Source organism: Victivallis vadensis (assembly GCF_003096415.1).
In the GTDB taxonomy this organism is placed as follows: Bacteria; Verrucomicrobiota; Lentisphaeria; order Victivallales; family Victivallaceae; genus Victivallis; species Victivallis vadensis.
On record NZ_QEKH01000009.1, the window covers coordinates 151,187 to 162,634 of the forward strand.

Sequence of the window (11,448 nt, forward strand, 5' to 3'; positions counted from 1 at the left end):
ATCCGATACAAGTACGCGCGAAATCCCCGCTTCAGAATCTCGGCCCGGTGGAACCGCGCCGGATCAACTGATCCTGCAGGATGGTTTCCGGCGCTGCGGCCCTTCCGTCGATCAGTCCGATCAACTGCTGTGCCGCAAGCTCTCCCATGCGGCGTGCCGGACGGCGGATCGTCGTCAACGGAGGATTCAGCAGCGTACAGAAATTGTCATCGTCAAAACCGACCAACTCGATATCCTCCGGAACCGACAGCCGGGAATTCAGGATCGCGTTCAATGCTCCGGGGGCCAGTTCATCCCACATCAGCAGGATCGCATCCGGCGGTTCGGGCGTCATCAGCAGCTTGTGGGCCGCCTGGTAGCCGTAAATATCCAGTCCCACGTCGGCCGGAGAGCAGGAGGCCAGTACCACTCCCAGCTCCTGCACCAGTTCCATCCGGAATTCGATGCCGCTTTCACGCAGCGCCTCCCGGTAGCCGGCATATCTTTTCCGCACGGAAAAACTGGTTTCCAGCGCATCGAAGGTGTCGGTCAGGAAACCGATCCGCCGCCGTCCCTCCGCAATCAGCCGGAGCGTCGCTTCATAAGCCGCCTTCCGGTCATCCGAACCGATATAGGGAATGCCTTCGATTCCATAATGATGGTCGAGGCAGATGATCGGCCAGCCTTCCTGATGCAGTTCGAAGATCAGGTCATGATTGGCGGACGGAACCGGAAGCAGCGCGACTCCCGCCGTCCCCTGCCCGTGCAGCCGTTTCAGGTGCTCCGCCTCGCGGAGCGCATCGCCGGCACTGTTCCCGACCGCCACTGCATAATTGTTCCGAGCGGCTTCCGCCTCGAAGCCCAGAAACACCTCGTGATCGAAGGAATCGCGCGTATAAGAGCAGATGAAAGCCAGCTGGCGGCCCGCCTCCTGTCTGGCCGGAGCCCCCCCGGAATGAATCACAAACGTTCCCCTGCCGCGGACTCCGGTCAGGAATCCTTCGTTTTTCAGGAGATCAAGCGCTTTCAGCACCGTCTGGCGCGACACGCCGAAACGCTCCGCAAGCTCATTCTCGGTCGGCAGGCAACTGCCCACCGGAAAGACGCCCTCCTCCAGTTCCCGGACAAGGGTATCGTAAATGTTTTTGTATTTTGCGGCTGCGTTCATAGTTCCTCTCTAAGATATTATCGTCTACTATTATACTACAGGAAAACGACTTTTGCAAGAGAGTATGTAAATGTATTTCCGATAAATGTACATATTTTTGAAACCGCCGCAGGAATATGGCCGGCAAGGCTGTGGTCCCATCCCGATTAAAGGCGGATTACCGCTCCTCATCCGCCGGAACGGGCAGTTCCCCGGTCTCCTCTTCCGGACGCAGCCGGGCCGGGATCTGCCGTGCTTTCGCCATCTTGACGCCGAGCTTGCGCAGTTTTTCCCCGGCGAGAACCACACTGCGGTTGCGTTCACCGTGTTTCAGGCGGCGGACCGCCGCGTCGTAGACATCGCGGGCCTTGTCCAGAGTACGGCCGACTTCGTCGAACTGCTCATAAAACGCATAGATCCGCTCCAGCATCTGTGCCGCCGTATCCAGAATCTCCCGTTGGTTGCGGCTCTGGTCCTCGCGGGTCCACGCGGTGTGGATCAGCTGGAGCAGCGCAATCAGGTTGGACGGACTGACCGGCATCACCTTGAGCTTGAACGCCTCCGCCCACAAGGACGGCTCCGAGATCATCGCCAGCTGGTACGGTCCCTCGTTCGGGATGAACATGATTACGAAGTCGACCGTTTCCCGGTCGCTCCGGTTCAGGCGGGCGCTGTAATTCTTTTTCGCCAGTTCATCGATATGGGTGCGGATGCTGCGGATATGGCGCGCCAGTGCGGTCTTGCGGCTCTCTTCGTCCTGACTGTTCATATAGTCGAGGTAGGCGACCAGGCTGACCTTGCTGTCGACGATCACATCCTTGCCGTCGGGATAGTGGATCACCACATCGGGACGCATCCGGCCGTGGTCAGGATCGGCCACCGTCCGCCCGTCGTCATCGCGCAGCGTCGCCTGACACTCGTAATGGATGCCGGGCTTCAGGCCGGAACGTTTCAGGATATCCTCCAGAATCATCTCGCCCCAGTCGCCCTGCGTCTTCTGCCCGCCCTTCAGGGCGTCGGCCAGATTTTTCGCTTCGCTGCCGATCCGCAGGGTCTCCTCCATCATCCGGGAGAGCCGGGTGTTCAGCGCGGTGTTCAATTCGATGCCCTTGACCTTCGACTCCTCCACGGCGGTCTTGAACTCCGTCATCTTCTCCTTGAGCGGATTCAGCAGCGATTCCAGCTGCTCTTTATTGGCGCTCTGCAGTTTGCCGGACTTCTCCTCGAATATCCGGTCGGAGAGGGATTTGAACTCCTCCTTCAGCAGTTCCAGACGGGTCTGCCACGCCTTTTCCTGTTCCTGCCGCGCCCGCTCCTGCTGTCCGGCAAGCAGCTCCTGTTCCCGCCGGAAGCCTTCCTGCATCAGCCTTTTTTCCGCCTCGGCCTCCGCCAGCGCGACGCGCGCCGTTTCAGCCTCGCGACGGTTCTCTTCCACCTTTCCGGCAAACCGCCGGGAAGCCGTCCACGCCCCGATTGCGCCGCCGACAATCAATGCGGCGATGATAAGCAAATATTCCATATCACTCTTCAAAAAACAGCATGAGATAATTGTAAAGGATATCACAGTTCACGGTTTCAGCACCGGCTGGCGGCAATCCCACAATGAAGCATTTCACAAGAGAAGCCGCTTTTTCCCGGAGCCGCTTTCATCAATATACACGGCAGCTTTCCCGATTGCCAGCGGCATGAAAGCATTTTTGGCCGAAAGAGGCCTCAAAGTTTGTCCCACTGATGGTGGCCCCCTTCCGGGCAGTTGAATACCGACGGACGGCCGCTCACCGCCACCTTGATCTTACACTTCCGGCACAGATGGCGGTCCCGTCCGGTCTTGCCGAGCAGCGTCCAGTCGTGATGCCCCGAAGCCGGACAGTCCGCCGGATTGGGCCGGGCCGCGGTCTTTACCGCAACCGTGCATTTCCGGCATAGATAGACCGAATTTCCCGCTTTCCCCAGATCGGTCCAGCGGTGATGCCCGCCGCCGGAACATGCAAACACGGCCGGGGTTTTCTCCTTTCCGACCGCAACCGCGCATTTGCCGCACAGATAATAGCGGCGGGCTTCCGCCATCGCCGCCACCCCGGCCGCAACCACACCGCAAATCAGAAAAAATCTTGCCGCATTCTTCATTCCGCACCTCCGAATTCATTCCTTCCGCGACAACCGGCCGGCCAAGCCGCACCGTCGTCTCAACCATTATCCGCAACAACTCCGGTTATCTTACAGAACCACTTCGGAAATCCGGTCGTTTTTTTCAGAAAAATCAACAGAGGAATGGCAGCGCCACGCCGTATTCAGGCCGACCGGCGGAAACGCGGTTCACCGGAACAGGAAGAACCAGAAAGCGCCGGCAACCAGAATCACTCCCGCCCCGCCGGCGATCACGGCAATCAACACTCCCAGCGACACTCCGGGAGTTTTCTCCGAACGCATATAGCCGGGCAATGGCGGTGACAGATTCTTCGGCGGCAGGGGCTGCGGAACCGCCTCCGGTTCCCCGTTCTCTCCGGCCGAAACAGCCCGCTGGATCGGCCTTTCGGCCGGAATCGGACGCAGCGCCGGTTCCGGCAAAGGCACGGCGCAGGCCGCCGGAGGCGCTGGGTGCAGCGCCAGTTCCGGCTCGGGGGCCGGAATCACCAGACTGCAGCGGCAGGCGGGACAGTGGCCGCGGTTGCCGCCCCAGCTGCGCGGCACCCGGATGCGCTGGCGGCAATGCGGGCAGGCGAATTTGAACGTCGCCTCCGGTCCCGGCGCCTTCACCGCGGAGCCGCACTCCGGGCAGAATCCCGGCCCTGCCGGAACCCCGGTGCCGCATTGTTCACAAATCATCCCGCCTCTCCTGAAGTTGCTGTGTCCGATCCCATTTCAATATTATAGTATAAATCGATCGCAAAAACAATACCGCACCCCTGAAATCAGTTAAAAATGATCAGCTTTTTCAGCAATTCGGCACGACAAGCGATGTGTCATCGTGCCGGATCGGCATTCAGAAGCTGACCACCGGGAAAAAGTCCGTGTTCTTGCTGTCGCCGAGCCCGGGGGCGACCGCGATGAAGCTCTCGCGCATTTCGCCGTCGTTGTCGTTGATCAGCAAATTGAAACGAAAGCCCCGCCCGGCCGCCTCCTCCGTCAGGCCGACGGCGGCAAACGGAATCACGGCTTCATAGAGGGTCCGTTTCCTTTCCTCATCGCGCCCGGTTTCAAGCCGGAAACGTTCCGTCACGCGCCGGACATCGAAGCCGGCGGGGGCATTCCAGACAAAACACCCGTTTCCTCCGTCGCCGCGTCGGAAGAAACCGATCTCCCATGAACCGGCTTGCCCGGGAATCCGCAATGCGAGTTGAACGCTGTCGCCTTTCCACGACTCCTCCCCGGAGAAGGGCTGGCAATGCCTGTCGTCGGTCACCTCCACGCGCAGTTTCAGGGAATCCCGGTTCCGGGCAAGGTATACCTTGCCGCTGAGGTCCTCCGGCCCCTTCCAGAAGAGATGGCTTCGGGCGGGATCATTCGGAGCGAGCATGGTCAATCGGGAAGCGTCCTTGAGCTCGAAATCCGGAACCTGCGGAAAATCCCCTTCCCGCAGGCGCGCCACCGTCCAGAGCGGCTCCTCAAGCTCCCCTTTCCAAAGCCCGCCCGCTTCAAACCGCAAATTCAGGTGCTTCAACTGTCCGTGGAGCGAGCGGAACGTGCTTTCCGCGCGCAATTCAAGTTCGACTGTCCTCTCCCCGCCCGGAGCGAGTCGGAAACAGAAGCCGGAGCGTTTCAGCGCCACTCCGCCGGGTGCGGAGAAGTCCAGCCGGAACAACCGCGCCTTCGCCGTCGCATTGGTCACCCGGTATTTCACGGTCGAACTTCCGCCGGGAAACAGGCTGGCATCCCCCTCGCGCCGGATCAGTTCGCCGCGCGGGACCGGCTCCTTTTCCTGTCCCCCGATCAGCAGCGTCGCGGGTTCTTCACCGACCTCGATGACCGCCTCTCCCCCGGCGGCGGCCATCCTGCGACGGTTTCCAAAAAGATCGATCAGCTCGCACCGCCCCGTCACACCGCCGATCACCGCCAGCCGGACTGCGGAGTCCCGCCGGTTGTTCCAGTGTGGCAACAGGAAATTCCCCCTGCCGTCCCGGAAGAGAAAACAGTCCAGCCCGTCGCCGAGGAAAAGGTCCTTCCTGTATTCGCCGCCCCGGAAGACACCGGCCAGCATATTGTACGCCGCATACGCCTCCTTCGGGTAAAAATCCCGGGTGACCAGTCCGAAGTTATGCTCGTTGTTGCGCGGGTCGTACCCGTCGTTTCGCAAGTCATACCAGTTGTAGCCGACCGCTCCGCGCGCCCAACTGTAAAGGAGTTTCTGCACCAGCGTCCGGGCCTGCCGGCGCTCGCCGATATGGATGGAGGATTCCGCCGTCTCGTTGGCATACCACGGAGCGGTCACGCCAAGCTCCCTGCGCAGTTTCATCAGCCGTTCGATCTGCGGCCGGTAGTGCGCGAGCGGCCCGTGGCCATGAAAGGCGTGGATATCATAGAAGCCCCTGCCGCCGCGCAGCGTTTTGGGCATGTGTTCCGGGTCGCTCATTGCGCCGTGCATACCGGGCATGCAGGCATAGCCGCCGGTGAGCACGTTCATCTCCGGCGCGGCGGCCTTGGTTTCGCGGTGGGCGATCTTCATCAGTTCGAGGTATTCCGGCTGGGAGAAGTCAGCGAAGCCGATCAGGTCCGGCTCGTTCCACACTTCGACATAGCGGATTTCCCCCCGGTAACGCTGCGCGAAGGCCCGGATGAAGTTCGCCCAATGACCGTAATCGGGCCGCCCCTTGCCGCGCCGCGCCGCCGAAACCGGCTTCCACTCCTTCGCCACCGCCCAGCCGGGTACATAGCAGTAGATCGCCTGCGGCTCCAGATGGTACTTTTTCAGGGCGGCGACCAGCCGGTCATAAGAAGAGAAGTCCGATCGCCCCTCCTCCGGCTCCAGCCGTTCCCAGAGAATATCCTCGCGCACGACTTTCGCGCCGCACCATGCGGCGGCCATCGCCTCGCGCTCCAGCTCTTCATCGGAACTTCCCTGCGAATGGCTGCACACCCCGAACAGGAATCCCTCCGCCCTGCCCGGCGTCGGTCCCGCCGGCGGCATATATGCAAAACTCAAGCGCCGTTCCAGCGGCCTCACTTTCGGATCGTCGTCAATCACGCGCACCTCCACGCGGGAGACGCCGAACTTTTCGGGGCGCGGCAGTTCCAGCCGGAACTCCTCGCCCGGCCCGAGCCGCCATGCCGCCGCCCTGCCCGGCGCATATTCCAGCCGCCCGGAAGCTGTCCTTCCCCTGGTGTTGACCAGCTTCAGCACGGGTGTCCGGCCGTCCCCCGGCGTCAGCACGTGAATCGGATTCCCGGTCTCCAGCTCCGGCGTGAGCGGCCGGTTGCTGTCGAGGACCCGGATCGACACCCGTTCGATTCCGATCCGTCCGGCGCCTTCCCGCTTTCCGAAATCCCCGGCAAAGCCGTTCAGGCGGACGGGGAAGTCGAGCACTCCGTCGCCGGGACCGCCCCAACTTCCGGCCGCGGGATTTCCGCAGTCGACCCGATAGACAAACTCCTGTCTGCCGCTGAGATTTTCCGGGATGTTCCGGGAAAACTGAAAGGTCTCGCCGCCGGCGTCGGCCAGTCGCAAATTGAAACTCTTCAATCCCCCGGCGGGGGGCAGTTCCGCCGTCACCCGGATTTCCGCGCGGATAAATTCCGGCAGAAAAAGTTCCCGGTTGATGAAAAATTCAAAATGCCGCGCTTTCGCACAATCCCAACTGATTTCAAGTCCCCGCCGGCCATAGGCGAAGCCCTGCGCCTTCTCCTGCGGCCGGTGCAGCACGACCGGGAGTTTCTCGCGGGTGAAATCGACGACCTCCTCCGCCGGAAGCCCCGCCGTGATTCCCGCCGCCAGCAGAAACGCCGCCGCAATCCACCTCTTCATTCAACGGATCTCCAGATTCAGGCCGTTTTCGGCGATGTAGTAGACCCGGCGGGCATCGTCCTCCCACACCTTCCGAAGCGCATCCCGATAGTCGTACGGAGTCGACAGCGCGGCATGGCCATCAAAAAAACCGAGCGTTCCCCGGCCGCCGTGCGCCGGAAAGAAGCCGTCGCGCCCCGCGTCGTTGCACAGCGCCCAGCTTCCCATCATGGTATCCTTGCGGGCACTGTCGGCGAACAGCGGAAAGGAAGCGGGAAACTTCACCTGCTTGAGCCTGAGGCAGTGATAACCGGTCACCGCCGAGAGGTACTGCGCCTGCGGAACCGACTGGTTGGAGCTGTCCGGCTTGGCGATGCCGTAAGTGTTCCAGGAGATGTCCCCGCTTTCGGGAATCGGAATCTCCGGGCAATAGAAGAGCTTGTCCTTTCCGGTGATGTCCAGCGCGCTGCCGCTTAACGTGGAACGCCCGGCCAGTACCGCCGACCAGCGTGCGTTGACGGAATAATAGAGCAGCAATCCGTCATTCTCGCCGAGGTACATCCAGGCCAGCGTAAGCAGTTGCCTGTGGTTGTTGACGCAACTGATCGACCGCGCTCTGGCCCGCGCCTTGTTCAGCACGGGCAGCAGCATAGCGGCGAGAACGGCGATAATCGCAATTACCACCAACAGTTCAATTAAAGTGAATTTCCGTTTCATTGACAGACCTTTCAGGGGTTGATGTTTCTGACCGACTGCCGCTCGATCAGCAACGGCGGGGCGGAACGCAGGCCGAAGCGTCCTCCGGCCGACAGCGCCTCGACCCCGGCCTTGACCGCGGCGGCAAATCCAGCGAAGTTTTCCGAAACCGTGGTGAGCGGCGGAGTATAGAGCGTTCCCGCCGCGAATCCGCCGTTTCCGATCACGCTGACATCCTCCGGCACGTTCAGGCCGTAATCCTTCAGCGCCTTGAGCGCGCCGAGGGCGGAGGTGTCGCTCGAAACGAAGATTCCGGTGAAATCCGCGCCGTGTTCCTCCAGATGGGCGCTCAGCGCGGCATGGGCCAGCGTCGGCGAATAGTCGCCGCTCCTGACGCCGCAATCGATCACCGCCGGTTCAAGCCCGTTCAGCCGGGCGAGATGCAGAAAGCTGCTGATCCGGCAGTGTTCCGCCAGCGACATCGGCTCCGAAAGCAGCAGCGCGAGCCTGCGGTGGCCGTTCCGGATCAGGTGGTGCGCCGCCGTCATGCCGATAAGTTCCGGATGAAGGTCGACCGCATCCACTCCGGCATAGCTCAGGGTATTGCAGCAAAAGACGATGGTTTTCGGCAGAGCCAGCAGCCTCCTGAGCTCTTCCCTTTTCATACCGTATGGCGGATAGAACAGCACCGCGTCGGCCCGGATCGCCTCCAGCCGCTCGATACAGTCCCTGCCGTCAAACGGATAGAGCACCGTCGAAAAAGCGTACCTGTCCGGCTCCTCCCCGAGAACCTTTTCGACCGCCTGATCGAAATTGCGTACCTGCTCACTCTGCCAGTCGCAGTGAAAGGAGACCACCCGGAACCGGTCAAGCTGTTGGTTGCGAACCACAAAAATCCCCTCTCTCGGCCGGACTTCGATCATTCCGGCTTCGGCCAGCAGCCGCAGGGCCTGATCGACCACATGCCGCGTCACCCGGAACTGCTCCATGATCTTGCGCTGAGAATAGAACCGGCGACCGCCCTGAATCGACTCCAGTTGGCCGCGCAGTTCAAGATAGAGCTGTCTGGAACGGCTTTTGACTGCTTTGGACATCGCTGAATCTCCTCCTCCGGAGCTGCTGAATCAAACTCTTTACCCATAATTATAGCAAATCGACTCAGCCATTGCAAGACTGAGTCGATTTTTTGCAATTTTTTTTTTTACCGCAGGATCAGTTCATCAGCGATGCAGCTTCGGAGTGAACACGATTTTGCGCGCCGTGTCCGGCTCTCCCTGTTCCAGAATCCGGAGCAGTTCTTCGCCGATCGCTTCACCGAGCTCGTATTTGCACTGGGTCACCGTCGCAGGGCGCGGGGAGAGCAAATCCAAGAAAGCGAGGTCGTCGTAGCCGACCACCGCCAGCTCCTCCCCGATCCTGACCCCTTCCGCCAGTGCCCGGCAGCACAGCGACGCCGCCAGAAAGTCCGAAAAACAGAATACGCCGACCTTCATCTGTTTCGCCGCCGCGATCACCGGCTCCGGCGAATCGACCTCCTCGACCACCGTGCCGCGCTCGGCGAAAAACTCCCGGAAGGCGATGATCCGGCCGAAGTTGCAGCCGACGTGATCCTCGAAGATCATGATCCGCTCCGCGCCGGTCGAGGCGATGTATTCCGCCGCCGCCCTGCCCCCGGCGGATTCGTCGTTGTAGACGCAGGTCAGCCCCTCCGCCGGGGAGTTCATGACCACCACCGGCGTGGTGCCGTTCAGTTTTTGCAGTTCTTCAAAATTCACGCAGTTTCCATGCTCGTCGAGCGCGGGCGAAACCACATAGGCGTCCACCCCGATCCGGCGCATCTCGCGCAGCGCCTCCAGCTCGCCCGCCGCGTCGGTGTGGGCGCTGGAGAGCACCAGATGAAAGCCCGCCGGAGCCAGCTTTTCCTCCAGCCCGGCGACGATGTCGCTCCAGAAGGAGGTGTTGATCCGCCCCCGCACCAGCAGTCCGATCAGATAGGTGCGGTTGCACTGCAGCGCACGCGCGAAGATGTTCGGCACGAAATCATTGCGGTCGATCGCCGCCTGAATCCGTTCGCAGGTCTGCCGGGAGAGCTTGTACTGCCGGGCTTTGCCGTTGATATAGAACGACACCGTGGTCACCGAAACCCCCGCTTCCCGCGCAATATCGGCCAATTTGATCCGCGCCGCCATCTCCCGTCCTTTCCTGTATGATCCGAGTGTATAAAATATCACAAATTCCGGCTGATTGCAATATTTTTACCGGATCGCTCCTTTTTTATTTGAATTTTCATTTCTCCGGAATATAGTATGTTAAAATGTTTTAGTTAAACCAGAATGGAGGTCTTTTTATGGAAAAAGTCGAATTGCAGGAAGCGGTGCGCCGGAATCTGCAATGGTTTGAAGAGTCCGGGGTCATGGAGCCGCCGGACGGAAGCTGGGGGGTAGCCGAACGGCTCAGCGTCGCGGAGGGAGAAGCACTCGAAAAGATGAAACGCGCCTTCCCCGCCTGGACCACGCTGTCGCAGGGGCTGGTGATCGAGCAGCGCCGCGCCGACTGCAACTTCGAAGCCGCCCTGCTCTATAAGCTGGCGGGAGAGGTTCTGGACGATCCGGAATGCGGCGCCGTCGCCGGGAAACTCCTCGATTTCCTGTACTTCCGCAGCGGTCTGCTGAACCGCTACGACGAGGGCTTTCCAGCGGGCGGCTGGCGGTGGTCCCATATTCAGTGGCGTCCGACCGTCTGGTTCGACGACGACGCATGGTGCATTTTCATCCAGCTGGCGCTGGCGAAGCTCGATCCGGCGCTCGACGCCCGGTACGACCTGAAAAAGTGGGCGCAGCAGCTGGCCGGAGAGCTCATCCCGGCGATGCGCCGCACCTTTATGGCGGAAGATCGCCGCGCGCCGGGCGAATGGCACGATCCGGCCGGCGCATGGAGCGGCCGCCTCGAACTGCCGCACTGGGGATCGCTCGCGGTGATGGCGCTCGCCCGCGCGGCACAGGATTCCCCCGATCCCGCCGCCGCTGCGGAAATCCGCCGTTACCACGGCTACCTCCGGGAGAATCTCGAACATTTCACCACCAGTGAATTCGCCTATGCGATCCTCGGCGCCGCCTCCGCCTACCGGGTTTTCGGCGAAGCCGCCGACCTCGAACTGGCGCGGCAGGCGGGCGAACTGCTGCTGGCCAAGCTCGACCCGGAGACCGGCAACCTGCCCGCCGAACACTACGAGGCCCCGACCGGCGGCCGCCTTGCGGACACCATCTACACCTTGAACTGGTCGTTCCTCGCGTTGCAGATGCTCGATGAACTTGCCGACGATCCGCGCGTCCGACAGGCGCGGCGCCTTCAGGCGGAGCTTCTGGTATCGATTCAGGACCGGACGCCCGATCCGTTCTTCCGCGGCTGCTGGCGCGGCATGTACGACCTCGACAAACGCGAATGGGGCGGAGGCGACTGCTTTGAAGGCGGCGCGGGCAGCATCTACACCGGCTGGACCAACGCGCCGATTTCCATCGGGCTGCTGTTCGAGTCCCGCCGCGAATCGCTGCTGAGCCTTTTTTAGAGCTTATCCCTGAATAAGCCAATTTTTTGATAATGTCCCAAATTTTGTGATGGGATGTGTTGTTTGACAAGGTTGCATCTGCCTTTTATTTTGAGTAACTCAAAATCTCAACATAAAGGGAAT

9 protein-coding genes are annotated in these 11,448 nt (G+C 61.1%); 1 reads left to right on the top strand and 8 read right to left on the bottom strand.

Annotated elements, in window-relative coordinates; genetic code table 11:
• Positions 1–31: 31 nt before the first annotated feature.
• From C8D82_RS07215 to C8D82_RS07250, 8 genes are all read right to left on the bottom strand, one after another.
• The gene (locus C8D82_RS07215; RefSeq protein ID WP_116883598.1) at positions 32–1,147 is read right to left on the bottom strand and encodes a GntR family transcriptional regulator; all 1,116 of its coding nucleotides are present in this window, start codon (positions 1,145–1,147) and stop codon (positions 32–34) included.
• A 157-nt stretch (positions 1,148–1,304) separates the two neighbouring features.
• Complete coding sequence (locus tag C8D82_RS07220) at positions 1,305–2,645, bottom strand: DNA recombination protein RmuC (RefSeq protein ID WP_116883599.1); 1,341 nt, start codon at positions 2,643–2,645, stop codon at positions 1,305–1,307.
• Between the two features lie 194 nt (positions 2,646–2,839).
• A complete protein-coding gene (locus tag C8D82_RS07225; protein WP_116883600.1) occupies positions 2,840–3,253 on the bottom strand; it encodes a hypothetical protein in 414 nt (137 codons plus the stop codon).
• A 189-nt stretch (positions 3,254–3,442) separates the two neighbouring features.
• A complete protein-coding gene (locus tag C8D82_RS07230; RefSeq protein ID WP_116883601.1) occupies positions 3,443–3,952 on the bottom strand; it encodes a hypothetical protein in 510 nt (169 codons plus the stop codon).
• A gap of 157 nt (positions 3,953–4,109) precedes the next feature.
• Positions 4,110–7,085, bottom strand: a complete 2,976-nt coding sequence (locus C8D82_RS07235; protein ID WP_116883602.1) for a sugar-binding protein — start codon at positions 7,083–7,085, stop codon at positions 4,110–4,112.
• The gene (locus C8D82_RS07240) at positions 7,086–7,781 is read right to left on the bottom strand and encodes a type II secretion system protein (protein WP_116883603.1); all 696 of its coding nucleotides are present in this window, start codon (positions 7,779–7,781) and stop codon (positions 7,086–7,088) included.
• A gap of 11 nt (positions 7,782–7,792) precedes the next feature.
• On the bottom strand, positions 7,793–8,854 hold the full coding sequence (locus C8D82_RS07245) for a substrate-binding domain-containing protein (protein WP_116883604.1): 1,062 nt from the start codon (positions 8,852–8,854) through the stop codon (positions 7,793–7,795).
• A gap of 126 nt (positions 8,855–8,980) precedes the next feature.
• Complete coding sequence (locus C8D82_RS07250) at positions 8,981–9,949, bottom strand: LacI family DNA-binding transcriptional regulator (RefSeq protein ID WP_116883605.1); 969 nt, start codon at positions 9,947–9,949, stop codon at positions 8,981–8,983.
• 158 nt (positions 9,950–10,107) lie between these two features.
• Here C8D82_RS07250 and C8D82_RS07255 point away from each other — a divergent pair, with 158 nt between their 5' ends.
• Positions 10,108–11,325: a hypothetical protein gene (locus C8D82_RS07255; protein WP_116883606.1), complete on the top strand. Its 1,218-nt coding sequence runs from the start codon at positions 10,108–10,110 to the stop codon at positions 11,323–11,325.
• The last annotated feature ends 123 nt before the right edge of the window (positions 11,326–11,448 follow it).

Bases quoted from the DNA above. Each gene is read 5' to 3' on its own strand.
- C8D82_RS07215 (WP_116883598.1), bottom strand. From the start codon at position 1,147: ATGAACGCAGCCGCAAAATACAAAAACATTTACGATACCCTTGTCCGG.
- C8D82_RS07230 (WP_116883601.1), bottom strand. From the start codon at position 3,952: ATGATTTGTGAACAATGCGGCACCGGGGTTCCGGCAGGGCCGGGATTC.
- C8D82_RS07255 (WP_116883606.1), top strand. From the start codon at position 10,108: ATGGAAAAAGTCGAATTGCAGGAAGCGGTGCGCCGGAATCTGCAATGG.
- C8D82_RS07250 (WP_116883605.1), bottom strand. From the start codon at position 9,949: ATGGCGGCGCGGATCAAATTGGCCGATATTGCGCGGGAAGCGGGGGTT.
- C8D82_RS07245 (WP_116883604.1), bottom strand. From the start codon at position 8,854: ATGTCCAAAGCAGTCAAAAGCCGTTCCAGACAGCTCTATCTTGAACTG.
- C8D82_RS07240 (WP_116883603.1), bottom strand. From the start codon at position 7,781: ATGAAACGGAAATTCACTTTAATTGAACTGTTGGTGGTAATTGCGATT.
- C8D82_RS07235 (WP_116883602.1), bottom strand. From the start codon at position 7,085: ATGAAGAGGTGGATTGCGGCGGCGTTTCTGCTGGCGGCGGGAATCACG.
- C8D82_RS07225 (WP_116883600.1), bottom strand. From the start codon at position 3,253: ATGAAGAATGCGGCAAGATTTTTTCTGATTTGCGGTGTGGTTGCGGCC.
- C8D82_RS07220 (WP_116883599.1), bottom strand. From the start codon at position 2,645: ATGGAATATTTGCTTATCATCGCCGCATTGATTGTCGGCGGCGCAATC.